Annotated in this window: 15 protein-coding genes and 1 pseudogene; 4 read left to right on the top strand and 12 right to left on the bottom strand. The window is 63.6% G+C overall.

What is annotated here, in order from left to right:
* Positions 1-48: 48 nt before the first annotated feature.
* The 5 genes from nadC to G5S42_RS34095 form a co-directional block, all read right to left on the bottom strand.
* A complete protein-coding gene (gene nadC / locus G5S42_RS34075; RefSeq protein WP_176111157.1) occupies positions 49-894 on the bottom strand; it encodes a carboxylating nicotinate-nucleotide diphosphorylase in 846 nt (281 codons plus the stop codon).
* A gap of 145 nt (positions 895-1039) precedes the next feature.
* Positions 1040-1642 carry a MarR family winged helix-turn-helix transcriptional regulator gene (locus G5S42_RS34080; RefSeq protein ID WP_176111158.1) on the bottom strand — a complete coding sequence of 201 codons (603 nt, stop codon included), beginning with the start codon at positions 1640-1642 and terminating at the stop codon, positions 1040-1042.
* An 89-nt stretch (positions 1643-1731) separates the two neighbouring features.
* A complete protein-coding gene (locus G5S42_RS34085; protein ID WP_176111159.1) occupies positions 1732-2802 on the bottom strand; it encodes a porin in 1071 nt (356 codons plus the stop codon).
* A 109-nt stretch (positions 2803-2911) separates the two neighbouring features.
* Positions 2912-3904: a PhnD/SsuA/transferrin family substrate-binding protein gene (locus G5S42_RS34090; protein ID WP_176111160.1), complete on the bottom strand. Its 993-nt coding sequence runs from the start codon at positions 3902-3904 to the stop codon at positions 2912-2914.
* A gap of 46 nt (positions 3905-3950) precedes the next feature.
* Positions 3951-5297, bottom strand: a complete 1347-nt coding sequence (locus tag G5S42_RS34095; protein WP_176111161.1) for an MFS transporter — start codon at positions 5295-5297, stop codon at positions 3951-3953.
* A 211-nt stretch (positions 5298-5508) separates the two neighbouring features.
* Here G5S42_RS34095 and G5S42_RS34100 point away from each other — a divergent pair, with 211 nt between their 5' ends.
* Both G5S42_RS34100 and G5S42_RS34105 read left to right on the top strand, forming a co-directional pair.
* Complete coding sequence (locus G5S42_RS34100; RefSeq protein WP_176111162.1) at positions 5509-6477, top strand: PDR/VanB family oxidoreductase; 969 nt, start codon at positions 5509-5511, stop codon at positions 6475-6477.
* Positions 6478-6623: 146 nt separating this feature from the next.
* A complete protein-coding gene (locus G5S42_RS34105) occupies positions 6624-6869 on the top strand; it encodes a hypothetical protein (RefSeq protein ID WP_176111163.1) in 246 nt (81 codons plus the stop codon).
* Between the two features lie 282 nt (positions 6870-7151).
* Here G5S42_RS34105 and G5S42_RS34110 read toward each other — a convergent pair whose 3' ends face one another.
* From G5S42_RS34110 to G5S42_RS34135, 6 genes are all read right to left on the bottom strand, one after another.
* Positions 7152-8273, bottom strand: a complete 1122-nt coding sequence (locus G5S42_RS34110; RefSeq protein ID WP_176111164.1) for a dihydrolipoamide acetyltransferase family protein — start codon at positions 8271-8273, stop codon at positions 7152-7154.
* A 4-nt stretch (positions 8274-8277) separates the two neighbouring features.
* The gene (locus tag G5S42_RS34115) at positions 8278-9258 is read right to left on the bottom strand and encodes an alpha-ketoacid dehydrogenase subunit beta (protein WP_176111165.1); all 981 of its coding nucleotides are present in this window, start codon (positions 9256-9258) and stop codon (positions 8278-8280) included.
* Positions 9251-10366 carry a pyruvate dehydrogenase (acetyl-transferring) E1 component subunit alpha gene (gene pdhA / locus G5S42_RS34120; RefSeq protein WP_176111166.1) on the bottom strand — a complete coding sequence of 372 codons (1116 nt, stop codon included), beginning with the start codon at positions 10364-10366 and terminating at the stop codon, positions 9251-9253. The genes G5S42_RS34115 and pdhA overlap by 8 nt, the downstream gene beginning before the upstream one ends.
* A gap of 173 nt (positions 10367-10539) precedes the next feature.
* Positions 10540-10887, bottom strand: coding sequence for an NIPSNAP family protein (locus tag G5S42_RS34125; RefSeq protein ID WP_018436310.1), 348 nt, complete (start codon positions 10885-10887; stop codon positions 10540-10542).
* A complete protein-coding gene (locus tag G5S42_RS34130) occupies positions 10884-12605 on the bottom strand; it encodes an FAD-dependent oxidoreductase (protein ID WP_176111167.1) in 1722 nt (573 codons plus the stop codon). Before G5S42_RS34130 ends, G5S42_RS34125 begins: the two co-directional genes overlap by 4 nt.
* A 34-nt stretch (positions 12606-12639) precedes the next feature.
* Positions 12640-13485, bottom strand: coding sequence for an SDR family NAD(P)-dependent oxidoreductase (locus G5S42_RS34135; protein ID WP_176111168.1), 846 nt, complete (start codon positions 13483-13485; stop codon positions 12640-12642).
* 122 nt (positions 13486-13607) lie between these two features.
* Between G5S42_RS34135 and G5S42_RS34140 the strand changes: the two genes are divergently transcribed.
* Positions 13608-14540, top strand: coding sequence for a helix-turn-helix domain-containing protein (locus G5S42_RS34140; protein WP_176111169.1), 933 nt, complete (start codon positions 13608-13610; stop codon positions 14538-14540).
* Between the two features lie 35 nt (positions 14541-14575).
* Here the strand turns inward: G5S42_RS34140 and G5S42_RS45290 are convergent.
* A pseudogene (locus G5S42_RS45290) lies at positions 14576-14821 on the bottom strand (cytochrome P450); the annotation flags it as partial.
* Positions 14822-15249: 428 nt separating this feature from the next.
* Here G5S42_RS45290 and G5S42_RS34150 point away from each other — a divergent pair.
* The gene (locus G5S42_RS34150; RefSeq protein WP_176111170.1) at positions 15250-18030 is read left to right on the top strand and encodes an MGH1-like glycoside hydrolase domain-containing protein; all 2781 of its coding nucleotides are present in this window, start codon (positions 15250-15252) and stop codon (positions 18028-18030) included.
* Positions 18031-18375 lie beyond the last annotated feature (345 nt).

Consider the following 18375-nt stretch of genomic DNA (forward strand, 5'->3'; position numbering starts at 1 on the left):
TATCGGCGTTTCCTTCTACGGAGCGCACACATTCGCCCCGACCTCCGCTTATCCGGCGAACGCCGCGAAGCGCAGTGAAAAATCGATCGCCCTGACGTTCTTCGTCAGCTTGCCCAACGAAATACGGTCCACGCCGGTTTCGGCAATCGTTCGCAGCGTCCGCTCGGTCACACCGCCCGAGACTTCCAGCTCGGCGCGCCCCGCGGTGACGCGCACAGCCTCGCGCATCGATTCGATCGAGAAATTGTCGAGCAGAATCGCCGCGGCACCACCAGCCAACGCTTCCGTTAATTCATCGAGCGTCTCCACCTCGACCTGCACGGGCACACCTGCACCCAATGCTTCGGTAGCGCGAAGCGTCGACGCGATGCCGCCACCCGCCGCGATGTGGTTTTCCTTGATCAGGATTCCGTCGTACAGCCCCCGACGATGGTTTTCGCCACCGCCAACACGAACTGCGTATTTTTGCGCGAGGCGCAATCCTGGAAGCGTTTTTCGCGTGTCGAGAATCCGCGCAGACGTGCCTTCGACGATCCGCGTCATCACGCTCGTCTCGGTGGCCACGCCAGAAAGCAACTGAATGAAGTTGAGCGCGGTGCGCTCGGCGGTGAGCATGCCGCGCGCCGGACCAGCGATCCGGCAGACGGTCTGCCCTTCGTGCATCCGTTCGCCCTCGCCGACCAACCATTCAATCGTGATGCGCGGGTCGACCTGCTGCAGTGTTTCATCGAACCACGGTCTGCCGCACAACAGCGCAGGTTCACGCACCGTCAAGACCCCTTCGGCTGAAGCGTCGGGGTCGATCAGTAGCGACGTCCAGTCGGCCTCGCCGACATCTTCCGCGAGCGCATCGCGGACGTTGCGCGTCATCGCCGCGCGGGTCATTCCATCCATTCCAGATCCGTATGTTTTGAGCGAGGGAGCAGCAGCATGCCGTGGCCTGCCGTCGTGCCTGTCGTGGACTTGGCACGCCCGCCAATATTATTAGATCTATAATGAATTTGCCACTCGGGAATGACCCGAAACGCCGAGCCGCGCGTCAATCCTGATCGACTTCTTCCCCGCGCGCCGCGATCAGATTCCCCACTTCCCGAGTCGACGGAATACGCAGCGCCGGGTCGTCCGACTCCGATTCGTCGCGTGCCATGTTCTCGATGATCGTCAGCAGAACCTTGCGGGCGACGTTGATCTCGGTGGCTTTCAGGCCCCGGACGCTAATTTCGTTGACTTCTTCCGCGAGCGGGACGAGTTTGTGTTTCAGGCTCCGTCCGCGCGGCGTCAGATAGACGTGCGTGTTCTTGCGGTTGCCGGGCTCGTAGCGGCGCTCGACATAGCCGAGCTTTTCCATTGCGGACACCGCACTGAACGTGGTGGGGGTGGTGGTGCCGGTCTCGTCGCTGAGCTCCTTCTGCGTCAGCCCGTCGGTGACCCATAGCACGCGCAGATACGCCCAGTGGCCGAACGAGACTTCATGCTGCGCCAGGCGCATTTGCAGACCGCGAATCATCGCGCGGCCCGCATCCTTCACCAGGTGAGCGAGACGATCGTCCGGTACCGCCTCACGCCAGTGCCGCAGAATGGGGTCCTCGCTCGCGACCCCGCCCTTGCCCTTGCCTTTGCCCGAAGTACGTGCTGCTGCCATGCCTTCCTCGCTGTTATTGTGATCACACCGCTGATAATCATAGCGCTTTAGCCCGCGCGAGAGGCACTGGAGCGCAGCGCCCGGACCGCTCAGAAGGTGTGGCGAATGCCCACGGTCACGCCCGCCTGGTCCATGCCTGGCGCAATATCCACGCCCGTGCCGCGAATACCGACATTGGAAAACGAACGATTGGAGACATACGCCCCTTCCGCATACACGTCGGTGCGCTTGGACAGCGAGTAGTCGACGAGCAATGCCCCCATCGTCGGGCCGCCGTGCGGATTGCGAAACTGCGTGTGATAGACGCTGGCGGAAATGGAAAGCGGTGCATTCACCCTCCAGGTCACGCCGCCCCAGTAGAGCAGCGAACTCGGCGGCGCATCCGTATTGCGCGTGTTCAGCCAGCGCAGGCCAGCCAGCGTCGTAACCGGCCCGAAGTCGTACGAGAGGCCGAGCAGCGCGCGCTGCTGCGCGTTACTCTGGGTCGCGATCGAGGTGCCCTGCAACTGGTCGTACGTCAGGCCGATGCTGAACGGCCCGCGGTCATACAGCACCGCCGCGCTCATTTCGCGGCCCACTTTCGTTGCGCCGGGCACATTCCCACCGTTCGGAATCGTCGCGTCGAACCCAGTGCTATACAGTGCCGCGAATGTAACGCCGCCGAGATGCACGCCATAGCGCACCGAGTTGTCCGCGCGGTTCACGAACTGGCTGTCCATGCTTTGCGCGGAGTAGCTGGGGTTGAACGTCAGCGCGTCGTACTTGTACATCAACTCGTAAAGCAGGTTCTGGTGACGTCCGAGCGTGAGCGTGCCGTACGGCGTCGAGACGCCAACGAATGCCTTGCGGCCGAACAGCCGTCCGCTCTGACCCAGCGCGCCGGTGTTTACGTTGAAGCCGCCCTCCAGCGTAAACAGGGCCTTGTAGCCGCCGCCGAGATCCTCCGAGCCCTTGAGCCCCCAGCGCGATCCGGCGAGATTGCCCGACTGCTCGCGGATCACCGAGCCTGTCTGTTTGCCTTGGGTCACCCGGTTGACGTACTCGACGCCCGCATCGACGATGCCGTACAGCGTAACCGAACTCTGCGCATGGGCCGCCGTGCAGGCGAGCGTCAGCAACCCGCCGCAGGCGAGCGGGAATGTGTGTCTCTTCATTTTCATCTCTATTCTGGATGACTGATTATTCTGGATGCGTTGTTGCCTTCCGCGCATCCATCGCGCACCCAGCACCTGCCGGATGCGCGACGGCGCGAACAACCGCCGCGAGGGATCAGATCTTGAATCGCTCCAGGCTGGCCGGGTGGAACAGTTCGGCAGGCTCGAGGCGTCGGCTCGACAATCCCTCGGCGTGGTGCTGCGCGAGAAAGCGGTCGATCACGTGTTCATTGTTGGCGAATCCATACGACCAGAAGTCGTGCCCCATCAGACGCCGCGCATTGCGCAACTGGTCCTCGATGAACGGCAGCGTCACCTTGGTCGCCGAGGTGTCGCTCAAACGGGACAGCGCGACTTCCTTCGATTGCTCGAACGCCTTCGCGATCGCACCGGGCAGCCACGGGTGCTGATCCGCGAGCGTCTTGCGAATGCCCAGGGTGTGCATGATCGGGAAAAGCTTCCTGCGCTCGTACCATTGGGCGGCGCTCTCTTGCGGATCATCGAAAAGGTACTTGACCCTCGGATGCCCACGGTCGAAGCACGACGGCGCGCGCGGTCCGATCACGCCGTCAATCTCGCCATTGGCCAGCAGATTCGAGATCGTTTGTCCTTCTGGCGCGTTTTCCAGCACGACGCCTTCGGGAAGCTTCAGCGCAATCTTCTCAACGCGCGTCGGATCCTCGTAGCCGCCCCGCACCCAGCGGATATCCGATGCTTTCACGCCGTATTCTTCTTCGAGAAAGAGCCGCACCCATACGTTGGCGGTCAGCTGATATTCCGGCACGCCGATGCGTTTGCCCTTCAGGTCTTCGGGCCGGTTGATCCCACGGTCTGAACGCACGTAGATCGAGCTGTGGCGGAATGCGCGCGACGGAAAAACCGGCACCGCGATGTAGGGCGACGTGCCCGCGGCCGTCTTCACCGAATAGCTGCTGAGCGACAGCTCACAAATGTCGTAATCCGCGTGCCGGAACGCACGAAAGAAGATTTCCTCCGGGTCCTGCAGCATGAACACGGGGTCGACACCGTCGATCTGCACGTCGCCGTCGATCAGCGGTCGCATCCGGTCATAGTTGCCCACCGCGATGGAAAGTTGAAGCTTGCTCATTCCTGCTCCTGTCTGACTGTCAAAATGCTGGTCGTCGCGTGCATCGTCACGCGCCGCATTGCTGTGCCTGCCGCTCGCGCGGCACGCCGAAGAAGACGGCGATGCCGCCGATGAAAACGAGCGCCGCGACCAGCAGGATGCCGGCCGAGAAGCTGCCGGTCGCGCTCTTCACCCAGCCGAGGACTATTGGTGCGAAGAAAGCGCCCACCTGACCGAGACTGCTGATCACGCCGATACCGCCGGCGGCCGCCGCGCCCTTCAGGTAGTTCGGCGGAATGGTCCAGATAATGGCTGCGGCCGCGAAATAGCTCACCGAAACGAGGCTCAGGCACGCGATGGCGGCAACCGAATTGTTCGTCAGAACCGTCAGGAGCACCGCGCCCGTGGCGCCCGCCGTCGTCGACAGCACGAAGTGCCAGCGACGCTCGAGCCGCAGGTCGGAGCTGCGTGCGATCAGCAGCATGGCGACCGCGCCGACGATATAAGGCAGCGCCGACAGGAAGCCGATGTGCAGCAGGTTCGAAACGCCTGACTGCTTGATGATCGTGGGCGTCCAGTAGTTGAGGATGGTTCCGCAGATGGGTACCGTGGCCCAGCCCGCAGCAATCACGTACACGCGCGGGTCGCGCAGCGCCGCGAGGAGCGTGCTCGGCGAGTTATGCGGCTTGCTGCGACCTTCCTCCTCGAGCGCGCCGATGACGATTCGTTTTTGATCCTCGGTCAGCCACCTCGCATCCTGCGGTCGGTCGATCAGGTAGAAGTAGGCAACGACACCGGCAATCACGGCCGGCAAGCCTTCAAGGAAGAACAGCCACTGCCAGTTGCGAAAACCCCAGACGTCCATGAAGTTTTGCAGGATGAACCCAGAAAGCGGGCCGCCGATAATCCCCGCAACCGCGATCGCCAGCAGGAACCGCGATGTGATACGAGCGCGGCGCTTCGCCGGATACCAGTACGACAGATAAAGGATGATGCCGGGCCAAAAGCCCGCTTCGGCCGCGCCGAGGAGCGTGCGCGCGAGATAGAACTGCCACGGAGCGGTCATGAAAGCCATGGCAGTGGAGATGCCGCCCCACAGCAGCATGATCCGGGTGACGGTCTTGCGGGCGCCAATGCGCCGCAACAGCAGCGTGCTCGGCACTTCGAGCAGGATGTAGCCGATAAAGAACAGACTCACGCCGAGCCCGTACGCCGCGTCGCTCAAACCGAGATCGTGCTTCAGTTGTAGCTGCGCGAAGCTGACGTTGACGCGATCGAGATAGTTGAGGACCCAGCACAGGAAAAGAAAGCTCATGAGCCGCAGCGTGATCTTGCGGTATGTCGCCTCCTCCGCCGCCGAATCGGCTATGGCAGACAGGGATAGGTCCCCTGAGTGCAACGTTGAATGTGCCATGACTGAATCTCTCCGAATTTCTTTCTGGATAGTTTGATTAGAGCTCTAATATTCAGGTTACGGCGGCTTTATGTCGCTGACAAGCACGGGTTTATACCGAGAGCAACACCGCTAAAAATCGTACTCCTTGACTTGCATCATTAGAGATCTAGCAATAAGATGCGTCCATGTTGATGCAACGCAAGACTGGACTGGTCAGAAGGAGACAGACATGACGCCCCCACTCGAAGACGGTTTTCTTCGACTGAAGATTGCCGGCAAGGAGAAGATCGCCCGTGACATCTGGCGCTTTGAACTGACCGACCCGCAAGGCGCGCCGCTGCCGGCGTTCGAGGCGGGCGCGAACTTGACCGTCGTGGTGCCCAACGGTTCGCGACGCAGTTATTCGCTGTGCAATGACTCGCAGGAGCGTCATCGCTACGTCATCGCGGTCAAGCGCGACAGCAACGGACGCGGCGGTTCGATGAGCTTCATCGACGATACGGCCGAGGGCGACGCCGTGGACGTCTCCTTGCCCCGCAACGAGTTTCCCCTCGATGAGCGCGCCAAGTCATTCGTTCTCGTCGCGGGCGGCATCGGTATCACGCCTATGTTGTCGATGGCGCGGCAGTTGCGGGCGGAAGGCCTGCGCTCGTTCAAGCTGTACTACCTCGCCCGCGATCCGGAAGGCACGGCGTTCTTCGATGAACTGACCAGCGACGAATGGCGTTCTGACGTGAAGATTCATCACGATTACGGAGACCCGTCGAAAGCATTCGACTTCTGGCCCGTATTCGAGCGGTCGAAGTCGGCACAACACGTGTACTGCTGCGGCCCGCAGGCGCTGATGGACACCGTGCGGGACATGACCGGCCACTGGCCGTCGGGCACGGTGCACTTCGAGAGCTTCGGCGCAAGCAATGCGAATGCGCGCGAAAGCGCGCCGTTCACCGTGCGGCTATCGCGCAGCGGCACTTCGTTCGACATTCCGGCCGATCGCTCGATCCTCGAGGTGCTGCGCGACGCCAACGTGCGCGTGCCGAGTTCGTGCGAAAGCGGCACCTGCGGCTCGTGCAAGACAGCGTTGTGCTCAGGAGAGGCGGATCATCGGGACATGGTGCTGCGCGACGACGAGAAAGATACGCAGATCATGGTATGCGTGTCGCGAGCGAAATCCGCGGAGCTGGTTCTGGATCTTTGAATATTGCCCGTTCCGCGTGCTGGCCCTGATTCAGGAAATCCTGACGGCCGAAATCAGCGCTTCCTGAGACGACATTCCGCCCGCGCCGATTGGACGCACGCGCCGATCTCCATAGCATCGACTCATCGGATATCGAAGGGAAAATCATGGCGGGCAACAGGTCACTGCGTTCCGAGGTCGAAAAACTCGTTGGCCCGACGCGAGGCCGCGGAGCGTGCGTGCGTCTGCTCGACCGCTGCCGCTCGGGCGGCACATGCCGCGTGTGCATCCAGATCGATCGGCCGTCCGGAACGTTTTCACTCTTCTTCTTTCGCCATGCCGACGGCACATGGCACGTGTTCCCGCCGGGCCTGCGCCGTCCGGAAATGGGGATAGGCCGCCTGGCTGCCTGATCGTTCATCAATCGATGAAACGTCACATCGTCGGGCGCTATCGCGGATTCGTTATCGAAGCGCACATGGAGCCACGCACGGCCCGTTTGTCCGATGGAATCGCGCTGACCTATCGCGTCACGTGGTCGTTACGCAGAAGGACACGAAAACAACACGTCACCGGTGACTTCGCCGATCCCGTTACATACGAGTCGGAGAGCGTTGCCCTCGCGAACATCGACCGCGAGGCGCGCGCTCGTATCGATGCGATGTTGGCGAATCACGCCTAGCACACGCTAACCGCTACCCCGCGTTCTGCAGATCCGCGATCGTCGCCGCCAGGAAGCGCGCCGCCTCGCCGCCTGTTACGACGCGATGATCGAACGTCAGGCTGAGCGGCAAGATCCGGTGCACGGCAGGCGCGCCGTCTGCCGCGACGACCTGTTCGTGGATGCGCCCCGCGCCGAGGATCGCGACGGTGGGCGGCACGACGATGGGCGCCGCGTACTTCCCCGAAATCATCCCGAAGTTCGACAGCGTGATCGTGTTGCCGCGCATTTCTTCCGGCGGAATCTTGCGCGCGCGGATATCGGCGCGCATCCGGTCGAGACCGCCGCGCAGATCCGCCGCATCGCGATGCGCGACGTCGCGCAGCACCGGCACGAAAAGCCCATCGGGCAGATCGACGGCAATGCCGAGATCGATCTTCTCAAGTACGTGGCGTCGCCCCGTATGTCCGTCGAACCATGCGTTCAGTGCCGGCTCGGCGCGGCAGCCCGCGACCAGCGCGCGGATCAGGCGGATCGTCACATCGGTGTGCGGCGGCCACGCGTGAATGTCGGCATCGTCGATCACGGTCGCGGCGGCCACTTCGCTTTGCGCTCGCGCCATGTTGTGCGCCATCGCACGCCGCACGCCGCGCAGCACTTCGGCCGGACCGACTTCGCCAAGTATCTTCGCGACGCGCTGTACGTCTGCCGCCGTGATGACGCCTTCCGGGCCGGACGGCGTCACCATCGAAAGATCGACATCCAGCTTGCGCGCCAGCGCGCGCGCCGCGGGAATCGCCTTGATCACACCGCCGCCCGCGCTGACGCCACCGCCCGTGCCAGGCGACGCAGGCGCGTCCTGCACGACATGCTGGCCAACTTCCATATGGCCGACGACAGTGCCCGCGTCTGCATCATCGGCCTCGCCCTCGAACGCGACGAGCGGCGCGCCCAGATGCACGATATCGCCCGTCCGTCCGAACAGCTTCGTGATGCGGCCGGATTGCGGCGACGGAATCTCGACGATCGCCTTCGCCGTTTCGACCGACAGCAACGGTTGATCCGCCCGCACTTCATCGCCGTCGCTCACATGCCATTCGACGATTTCCGCTTCCTGCAAGCCTTCGCCGAGGTCCGGCAGTTTGAAGATTTTCATGGCTTTACGACGCCTCCATAGCTTGCCGCACCGCGGCGACGATGCGCGAGGCACCAGGCATGTATTGATTCTCGAGCCGGTACAGCGGCACCACGACGTCGTAGCCGGTCACGCGCTGCACAGGCGCGAGCAGCGAATAAAGTCCGCGCTCGGCGATATTGGCGGCGATCTCCGCGCCGATGCCGCCCGTGCGCGAACCCTCGTGCACGATCACGCAGCGACCCGTCTTCGCGACCGAGGCCAGGATCGTGTTCATGTCGATCGGCTTGAGCGTCGCGACGTCGATCACTTCGGCCATCACGCCTTCCTGCGCGAGCAGATCGGCGGCGCCCAGTGCGTCCTGCACGGCACCGCCCCAGCACACCAGCGTCACATCCGAGCCGTCGCGCAGCGTAAAGCAGGTGTCGAGCGGCAGGCCTTCGCCGTTGTCTTCCACTGTCTGCCGGAACAGCCGATACAGGCGCGTCGGCTCGAAGAAGATCACCGGATCGGGATCGCGAATCGCGGCCAGCAACAGCCCGTACGCGCGCGCCGGCGACGAAGGCGTGACAACGCGCAAGCCGGGAATGTGCGCGAACAGCGCTTCGGGGTTTTCGGAGTGATGTTCGGGTGCATGGATGCCTGCGCCGCACGGCGTGCGGATCACGAGCGGACAGGTGAGGCGTCCGCGGGTCCGATGCCGCAGACGGGACGCATGATTGAGCACGTGATCGATCGCCGGATACAGAAACCCGCTGAACTGGATCTCGGCAACGGGCTTCAGTCCCATCGCCGCCATGCCGATCGCGGTGCCCGCGATCGCTGCCTCGGCGAGCGGCGTGTCGAGCACGCGTTGCGTGCCGAAGCGTGCCTGCAGGCCGACCGTCGCGCGAAACACGCCGCCGTTCACGCCGATGTCCTCGCCGAGCAGCACGACGGCGGGATCGTGCTCGAGTTCGTACGCGAGCGCCAGATTGAGCGCATCGATCATGTTCAGATCAGCCATGGCCGGTGCCTCCGTTCTGACCATGCCGACCATTGCCCGCGATCGGCGCGAATCGCTGCGCGCTTTCCAGTTGCTCACGCATGGCATGCGGCAGCGTCTCGTACAGGTGATCGAACATCGCGGAAGTATCGGGGGGCGGCACAGCCAGATACGCCTCGACGGCTGCCTCGACCTGCGCGTGACACGCCCGGCCGAGTTGCTCGTCCTGCGCTTTGTCCCAGAAGTTCATCCGCATCAGATACTTGCGCAAACGCAGCAGCGGCTCTTGTTCCCATTGCTTCTGAATCTCATCCGAGTCGCGATAGCGCGTTGCATCGTCGGCCGTCGTGTGATCGCCGAGTCGATAGCTGAGCGCTTCGATCAGCGTCGGGCCGTCGCCTCGGCGCGCTTTCGCGAGTGCCGCATGCATCACGTGATGCACGGCGATCACGTCGTTGCCGTCGACCTGCAAGCCGTCGATGCCCGCCGCGATTGCCTTCTGCGCGAGCGTCTGCGCCGCGCTCTGCGTGCTGCGCGGCACCGAGATCGCCCACTGGTTGTTGTTGATGACGAGCACGAGCGGGGCCTGCCAGACGCCCGCCATGTTCATCGCTTCGTAGAAGTCGCCCTTCGATGTGCTGCCATCGCCGCAGATCGTCACGGCGACGCGCGGCTCGCCGCGCAGCTTGAACGCGTAGGCCGCGCCGGCGGCATGACACACCTGGGTGCCGATAGGAACGCAATTTGGAAAGTCGAGCCGCGGCACGCTGAAGTCGCTGCCGCGTTCGTCACCGCCCCAATACAAGAGACTTTCCGTCATCGTGACGCCGCGCAGCAATTGCGCCGCATGATCGCGATATGAAGGGAACAGCACGTCATCGGCCTGCATCGCGCTCGCGACGCCCACCCCGATCGCCTCCTGCCCCACCGACGATGCAAAGGTGCCGAGCTTGCCAGTGCGCTGCAGCGCGACCGCTTTGGTATCGAATGCGCGGGTCAGCACCATCGCGCGATAGAGAGAAATCAGCGCCTCGGGTTCCCGCGCAAAGGCCGGCAATGGCTGCACGGGCTCGCTTTCGGGCCCGAGATATCGCGTATACCCGATGTGAAAACTGGCAGTCGTGGTCATGACCGCCCTCCCTATTCTTCCGATGTCGAACGCGTGCAGGAGATCACGTGCACAACCCGTGCCTGTAGGCGCGGAAGTGCGGGCGCCCTGAACGGCGGTTCGGGCGGCTTATCGTTTGACAGGGAAAGCGGGGATAAGGTGCGAAATTTTCTGCTGCGGCGGACAGTTTCGGCTTACTTTGCGACGCTATCCAGCGCGGTGGCGCGAATGAGCCGTGTCTCCTGGGCCGTGATCAGATGGCCCGATGCCTTCAGATAGGCGGGGAAGTCCGGGTGCGTATCGCGTGCCAGGCACCGTCGTTCGTAGTCGGCCAGATCGTCATACCCCCACAGGTGGGTGAACTGGTTCTGCGGCCCGACCATGCTCGTCCAAAAGCCGAGCGGATGTCCAAGCGTCTCGAGCAGGATTGGCATCGCGAGCCTGTCGAACACGTCGAGAAACTCGGGCATCTTGCGTAGCGCGATCGTGTAGACCCGGAAATCCAACAGGGGCTTTGCCAGATACATGGAGCGTGTATTCATGCGCACACCTCCTCTTTGGAAGTCATGGCTTTGGTGGCGATCGCGTTACCGGTGACGAAGCCGAACGTCATATTCGGCCCGTGCGTGATACCGGCGCCCGGATAGTTGCCGCCCATCACGCTGCGCCGGTCATTGCCGACCGCGTAAAGGCCCTCGATCTCGCTGCCGTCGGCCCGCAGCACTTCGCCAGTGACGCTCGTCTCGAGGCCGTCGAAGGTGCCCAGATCGCCCATCACCACCTTCACCGCATAGAAGGGGCCGGTCGCGATAGGCGCAACGCAAGGATTGGGCTTGTGGTCCGGATCGGCGAGATAACGGTTGAACGAGGTGCGACCGCGATGGAACGCCGGGTCTTCTCCGCGCTCGGCATCGCGATTGTAGGCATGGACCGTCATTTCGAGCGCATCGGGAGCGATGCCGCAATTGCGCGCCAGCTCGCCGATCGTGTCGCCCTTGATCAGGTAGCCTTTGCGCAGCAGAGGCCCCACCGGCATCGGTGCGGGCTTGGCATAGCCCAGTCCATACTTGCCCAGCGCCACCTTGTCGCAGATCAGCCACATCGCCGTCTCCCGTTCACCCTCGCAGGCGCGCATCAAAGCGGCGCCAACGTCGTGGTAGGAGTTCGATTCATTGGTGAAGCGCTGACCGCTGCGCAGCACGCCGATCACGCCGGGCTTATACCGGTCGAGCAGATGCGGAAACACGCCAGTGCGGCCCTTGCCGAAGGGCACCTTCGAGACAGGCATCCAGGCCGCCGCATCGGCAAAGCCGAGCTTCACGGCACCACCCACCTTCTCCGCCAGGGTCAGCCCGTCGCCGGTATTGCCGACGGGCGTGGGCGACAGATGCTCACCGCCACGCTTCACATGCGGATAGACCTGCGCGATGCGCTTCAGATCGTGCGGGAAGCCGCCACAAGCCAGCACGACGCCGTGCCGGGCGGTGATTCGAAGCTCACCGTCCGCGGCGCTCGCGCGCACACCGGTCACCTTGCCGCTCTTGCTCAGCAGTTCCTTCACGGGCGTCGAAGTGAGGATCGGGATGTCGATCGCCAGCGCCGACTTCGCGAGCCTCGCGGCGAGCGCGTTGCCGCTCGTGACGTTGATCCCCCGCCGGTAGAGCGCCAGCTCCTTGATGTGCGTAGCCAGACGGCGGGCCACATAGAGGAACGAGACGATCGACTTGGTCGCGCGGAAGAAGTGCTTGAGGTCCGCGTTCGAGGAATTGAACATCATCCCCATGAACGTGATCGTCTCGAGCGGCTGCTTGAGGCGGCGCATGTCCTTGCCCAGCCCGCGAATATCATAGGGCGCGGCGAGGATCGAGCGGCCGATGTCGACGCCGCCGGGCGCATCCGGGTGATAGTCCGGATAGAGCGTGGGCACGAACTTCATTTCGGTCTCGCGCTCGAAGAACTCGACCATTTTCGGCCCGTTCTCCACAAAGCACTCGACCGCGGCGGCATCGTAGTTATTGCCCGTCTCGCTCATCATGTATTCGCGCACGCGCTCGACGGTGTCGGTCGGGTTCTGCTGCCGGCCGTATTTGCTGAGCGGAATCCATAAGACCCCGCCCGACAGCGCGGTCGTACCACCGAACACGGGCTCCTTCTCGAGCACGATGACATCGAGGCCGCGCTTGCGTGCAGTGATCGCAGTGGCGAGGCCCGCGGCACCCGATCCGACCACGACCAGATCGCAGGTGATCTCCTTAGTCATATCCAATCTCCTTGTCGTTGTGGTGTGATGGCGCTCACGCGGCCGCGGTAGCGTTGAAGCCGGGGCGCGGAACCATGTCCATCAGCATGCAATCGAGCCCGCCGTCGACGAGCACCTCCGCGCCATTGACGTAGGCAGCCATATCGGAGGCGAGGAACAGCGCCGGGCCGGCCAGGTCTTCCGGCTCGCCGATGCGGCGGCTCGCGGTGGCGGCGGCGCGGCGAGCCTCGAAGCCGGGCTCCTCGTAGAACTTCGCGGACAGCGCCGTGCGGATCATGCCGGGCAGCACGCAGTTGCTGCGCACGCCGCGCGGGCCCCATTCCGCCGCCAACTGCCGCGACAGCAGCAGCACGCCCGCTTTGCTCGGGCTATAAGAACCGCTATTGGTCTGCGGATTGCGCGACGCAATCGACGCAACGTGGACGATACTGCCCTTGCCCGCCGCCAGCATGTCGCGCCCGAAAGCCCGGGCACACAGCAGATAGCCGGTCAGGTTGACGGCGATGGCCTGGTTCCAGTCTTCGATCGAGACCGTCTCGAGAGCTCCGGCGCGCAGCAGCCCTGCATTGTTGACGAGCGCGCTGACCGGCCCGAGCTCCGCGCGAACCTTGTCAGCAGCTGCCGCAACCGAAGCTTCGTCCGACACGTCGCAGCCGATCGCCTGCGCCACCGCACCGGCCTTCCGAAGCTCGGCGGCGACAGCTTCAGCACCGGCAAGATTCCGATCCACGAGCGCCACGTGTGCGCCGACAGCGGCGAAGGCGCGCGCGATGCCGGCACCAATGCCACTGCCCGCACCCGTGACCACGCAGACCTTTCCGTGCAAGTTCAGCGCGTACGGGGTCGAGGCCGCTGCGCGATTTTCAAGTTCCTGTCTCATGTAATTACCTTCCTGAAATATGTATGCGATTACGCTTCCTGATATCCGTATCGCCATTGAACGCCTCGAGCGCCTGTGGAACAATGGACAGAGTCGACATAGAGCAGGACATAACGTGCATCATGGCCTCTGACCAGCCGCGCCGCCGGACCGTGCTGCATTTCGCGCTCTATGGCGCGGAAGCCGACCAGCCTTGGGTCGACATGGTCCATTACGAGCGCATTCCGCTGCGTGCCGGGCGTTTCGACTTCGACATCGAACCGCACGTCCACGATGCGCTGATCCAGGTGCTGTACGTCACCGCCGGCGGCGGCGAGACTTTCATCGACGGCAAGACCTGGGCCGTCCAGGCGCCATGCCTCGTCGTCGTGCCGGCGCGCTCGGTCCACGGCTTTCACTTCCGCAGCGACATCGACGGTCACGTGATCACCGCCGCGCAGTCCGCGCTGGAATCGCTGGCGATGACGGCCGCGCCCGAGCTGCTGGAATTCATCCGCACACCGACGGTGTTGTCGATCGATCCCGACGTGGAGCGCGGCACATCTCTGGACACGCTATTTCAGTCGATCGGGCACGAGGCGGAGAGCCATGAGCGCTGGCAGTTCACCGCGGGCGCCGCACTCACCATCACGCTGTTCGTCAAGATCGGGCGTCTCAGCGAGAGCGCCCGGCTTTCGGCCAGTTCCGAGCAGCGCACGACGGCCGCGCGAATCGAACGGTTCCGCGCCCTGCTCGACCGCCATTGCCGTGAGCGGCGCCCGGTCGCCAGCTATGCCGGCGAGATGGGCGTGACCACCGGCCAGCTCTCCCGCATCTGCCGCGCTACGTTCGGGGTCTCGGCCATCGAGGCGATCGATGCACGCTCGATCCATGAGGCCAAGCGGCTGCTCGGCTATTCGACGCTCAGCGTGAAGCAGATTGCGAGCGAACTGGGCTTTCAGGACGAGGCGTATTTCGGACGCTTCTTCCGCAAGCAGACGGGACTGCGGCCAACCGAATACCGCTCCGCGGCCCACGATCGTTCCTTGCCACCTGAAAAGGCGAGAGCGGACTGACTCGCTCTCGGCCGCCGAACCGCGTCAGGCCGACGCGTCTCCAGATTGGCGAGCGGCGCACCGAGGCATTTGTGCATGCCGTTGCCGAAACCCAGATGACCGCTGGAATCGCGGTCGATGTCGAAGGTCTCGCCATCGGCAAACTTGCGGCTGTCGCGGTTCGCAGCCGATAGCAGCAATCGCACCCCCGCGCCCTTCGGCAGATCGACGCCCGCGACGGTGGTCGCCTCGGTGGTGATGCGGCTCACGCGCCTGACGGTGCCACGATAGCGCGCCACCTCGGTGCCGGGCACCTCGACATTGACGTACTGCCCGGGAAGAAAGCTGAGATCCGCACGGTCCTCGAGCTCGACCGAGAAGGCGATCGTGGTGTCCGATGCTCGTTGGCAGGCGACGATCCGCCCCTTGTGGGAGGACGGGCCGGTACCCGAGACATCGGAATTCGTGGCGATCTGGATCACGCAGTCGGAGCGCGGGCTCGTCGGGCAGGTGAGAACCTTGCGGGCGCTCACCTTGTCTGGACAAAACGTGCATCGTGATGGATGCCGGATGACGGTAGTAACCCGCAGCACCCCGGTTCGGAGCCGAACTCAATAAGGCTAAACGGCGCCTATCATCCAGATACCGCCCGGCAGCGCATGCGCCACAGGACCGGCGGGGACTCACGCACTGAAAGTGTTCGGCAGTCGATCCCAGCTTGGGAGGTCTCATGTCATCGCTACGCGCAAACGATCTGCTCCGTTCGAAGGAAGGAATCCGTCTGCATGGCCCGGACCTGGACTGCTGGCGCCGCTGGGGGCCTTATCTGAGCGACCGGCAGTGGGGCACGGTTCGCGAGGACTACAGCGACTACGGAACCGCCTGGGAGTATTTCCCCCACGATCAGGCGCGCAGCCGCATGTACCGCTGGGGCGAGGACGGCATTGCCGGATTCGGCAACGATCCACTCGACTGGTGCGTGTCGCTCGCGCTCTGGAACGGGCGCGACCCCATCCTGAAGGAGCGGCTGTTTGGCTTGACCAATGCGCAGGGCAATCACGGCGAAGACGTGAAGGAGCTTTACTTTTATGTCGATGGCACGCCGACGCACTCGTACATGAAGATGCTCTACAAGTACCCGCACGATGCGTATCCGTATCAGGACCTGATCGGCGAAAACGGCCGGCGCGGCGCCGATCAGCCCGAATACGAAATTCTCGATACCGGCGTGTTCGACAACGATCGCTATTTCGACGTCTGGGTCGAATACGCGAAGCACACACCCGACGACATCGTGATGCGCATCAGCGTCGAAAATCGCGCGGATCAGCACGCGCCACTCCATGTGCTGCCGCTGTTCTGGGCGCGCAACCGCTGGGCCTGGTCTGGCAAGCCCGGCAGGCCCTCGCTGACGCTCGAGACGGAGTCCGCCGAAGGCGCGCGCGTGATCGCGCACAATCCCGCGCTGGGCACGATGATCGTCACGGCCTCGGCGCCGCGGCCGATCGAATGGCTGTTCTGCGAAAACGAAACCAATGTGCGCCGCATTTTCGGCATCGCCGGCGCGGGCCCGTTCAAGGATGGCTTCAACGATTACCTCGTCGATGGCGACGAGCAGGCGATACGCCGCGACGCGGGCACCCGCGCCGCCGCGCACGTGGCGCTGTCGCTCGCGCCGCACGAGCGCGCGGTGCTGTATCTGCGCTGGCGTCCGGCGGCACTAGCGGGCATTACGCGCGACGACGCGCCGCTCGACTTCGAAGCGCTGTTCGCGAGCCGGATCGCGGAGGCCGACGAGTTCTACGCGGCGCTCCAGCACGACATCGCCGACACCGATGCGCGGCTCGTGCAACGCCAGGCGCTCGCCGGCATGCTATGGACGAAGCAGTACTACCAGTTCGACGTGACGCGCTGGCACGACGGCGACCCCGGTCAGCCGAAACCGCCGAAAGGACGTCGGCACGGCCGCAACGCCGACTGGCGGCATATGTGCAACGGCGACGTCGTCTCGATGCCGGACAAGTGGGAATACCCGTGGTACGCGTCGTGGGATCTCGCGTTTCATGCCGCAGCGTTCGCGATGATCGATCCCGACTTCGCGAAGAAACAGTTGCTGCTGCTCGTGAAAGAACGGTACATGCATCCGAACGGACAATTGCCCGCGTACGAATGGGCGTTCGGCGACGCGAACCCGCCGGTTCACGCATGGGCGACATGGCGCGTGTACGAACTCGACCGTGAAGTCACGGGCGTCGGCGACCACCAGTTTCTCGAAGTGATGTTCCACAAGCTGCTGCTGAACTTTTCGTGGTGGGTCAACCGCAAGGATGCGGAGGATCGCAACATCTTCCAGGGTGGCTTTCTCGGGCTCGACAACGTCGGGATCTTCGACCGCTCTTCGCCGCTGCCGACTGGCGGCCGCATCGACCAGGCCGACGGCACCGCGTGGATGGCCTCGTATGCGCTCGACCTGATGCAGATCGGACTCGAGCTCGCGATGACGAACAACGCGTACGTCGAAATCGCAGTGAAGTTTTTCGAGCACTTCCTGTATATCGCGGAAGCCGTCGGTTGCAGCGAGGGCTGCAGAACAGGGCTGTGGGACGGCCGCGACGAATTCTTCTATGACGTACTGCATCTTCCGGATGGAACGCGTGTGCCGATGCGCGTTCGCTCGATCGTCGGCCTGATTCCGCTGTTCGCCGTGCATGTGCTCGAAGAGCGGATATACGGCCACCTGCCTGGCCTGCGAGAACGGCTCGCGTGGTTTCTCGATCACCGGCCGAACCTGGCCAAGCTCGTGTCGCGCTGGACCGAACCCGGCAAGGGCAATACCACGCTGCTGTCGCTGCTGCGCGGATACCGCATGACGGCACTGTTGCGCCGTGCGCTCGACGAAGAAGAATTTCTGTCCGATCACGGCGTGCGTGCGCTGTCACGCGTGCATCGCGATACACCGTACGAGTTCGATCATGGCGGCGCGCATGTCTGCATCGAGTATCAGCCGGCCGAATCGGATTCGCGCGTATTCGGCGGCAATTCGAACTGGCGTGGACCCGTGTGGATGCCCGTCAACTATCTGCTGATCGAATCGCTGTATGAATTCCATCGCTACTACGGCGACGAGTTCCGCATCGAGTATCCGACGGGGTCAGGCAACCGGTGCTCGCTCAGCGAGATCGCCGACGGTCTCGCACGGCGTGTCACCACCCTCTTTCTGAAGGACGAGCACGGCATGCGACCGGTGATGGCGGCTTATCCGCAGTTGCAGGCCGACCCGCGTTCGTCCGATCTCGTGCTTTTCCACGAGTACTTTCACGGCGACAGCGGGCGTGGCGTCGGCGCTTCGCATCAGACGGGCTGGAGCGGTCTCGTCGCGCTGCTGCTGCAGCCGCGTCTGATGAAGCTGGCCCATGTGGCGTCCGATACCGCTGCCGCTGGCGCTGCCGAAGATGTGCGGGCAGCAGGCGCGCCAGTTGACGAAGACGCACTGCCCACGATGGCGCGATAGGACCCTGGGCTGGATGGGTGACAGTCAGTTGCGCCGTGCCTTGACCGCAAGCGAGGCGTACCTGATCGCATCGTTCGCCACAGCGGTGCTCATTCGAAGTCATCGATCGCGCAATGGCTGAGCGGATCATTGCGCGCCTTGCGGCGCGGGCGAGGTGATGGTTTGCCAGGCTTGGCGACGGGACCGGATTGGCGCTGCCAATAACCGCGCTATTGCACCACGCGGGTAAGCCCGAATATTACACATACATTAACAATTCCATACTCCGTCACGACGGGCGCTCAGGCTCCCTGAGAACGTCCAGTCGGCGTGCATGGAAGTCGCTTCCAGGCTCTGTGCAAAAAA

It is taken from the genome of Paraburkholderia youngii (assembly GCF_013366925.1).
In the GTDB taxonomy this organism is placed as follows: Bacteria; Pseudomonadota; Gammaproteobacteria; order Burkholderiales; family Burkholderiaceae; genus Paraburkholderia; species Paraburkholderia youngii.

Excerpts from the sequence above, each read along its gene's own strand:
- G5S42_RS34090 (WP_176111160.1), bottom strand. The coding sequence starts at position 3,904 with ATGAGCAAGCTTCAACTTTCCATCGCGGTGGGCAACTATGACCGGATG.
- pdhA (WP_176111166.1), bottom strand. The coding sequence starts at position 10,366 with ATGACCACGACTGCCAGTTTTCACATCGGGTATACGCGATATCTCGGG.
- G5S42_RS34100 (WP_176111162.1), top strand. The coding sequence starts at position 5,509 with ATGACGCCCCCACTCGAAGACGGTTTTCTTCGACTGAAGATTGCCGGC.
- G5S42_RS34150 (WP_176111170.1), top strand. The coding sequence starts at position 15,250 with ATGTCATCGCTACGCGCAAACGATCTGCTCCGTTCGAAGGAAGGAATC.
- G5S42_RS34115 (WP_176111165.1), bottom strand. The coding sequence starts at position 9,258 with ATGGCTGATCTGAACATGATCGATGCGCTCAATCTGGCGCTCGCGTAC.
- G5S42_RS34095 (WP_176111161.1), bottom strand. The coding sequence starts at position 5,297 with ATGGCACATTCAACGTTGCACTCAGGGGACCTATCCCTGTCTGCCATA.
- G5S42_RS34105 (WP_176111163.1), top strand. The coding sequence starts at position 6,624 with ATGGCGGGCAACAGGTCACTGCGTTCCGAGGTCGAAAAACTCGTTGGC.
- G5S42_RS34135 (WP_176111168.1), bottom strand. The coding sequence starts at position 13,485 with ATGAGACAGGAACTTGAAAATCGCGCAGCGGCCTCGACCCCGTACGCG.
- G5S42_RS34080 (WP_176111158.1), bottom strand. The coding sequence starts at position 1,642 with ATGGCAGCAGCACGTACTTCGGGCAAAGGCAAGGGCAAGGGCGGGGTC.
- G5S42_RS34140 (WP_176111169.1), top strand. The coding sequence starts at position 13,608 with ATGGCCTCTGACCAGCCGCGCCGCCGGACCGTGCTGCATTTCGCGCTC.
- nadC (WP_176111157.1), bottom strand. The coding sequence starts at position 894 with ATGGATGGAATGACCCGCGCGGCGATGACGCGCAACGTCCGCGATGCG.
- G5S42_RS34085 (WP_176111159.1), bottom strand. The coding sequence starts at position 2,802 with ATGAAAATGAAGAGACACACATTCCCGCTCGCCTGCGGCGGGTTGCTG.
- G5S42_RS34110 (WP_176111164.1), bottom strand. The coding sequence starts at position 8,273 with ATGAAAATCTTCAAACTGCCGGACCTCGGCGAAGGCTTGCAGGAAGCG.
- G5S42_RS34130 (WP_176111167.1), bottom strand. The coding sequence starts at position 12,605 with ATGACTAAGGAGATCACCTGCGATCTGGTCGTGGTCGGATCGGGTGCC.
- G5S42_RS34125 (WP_018436310.1), bottom strand. The coding sequence starts at position 10,887 with ATGAATACACGCTCCATGTATCTGGCAAAGCCCCTGTTGGATTTCCGG.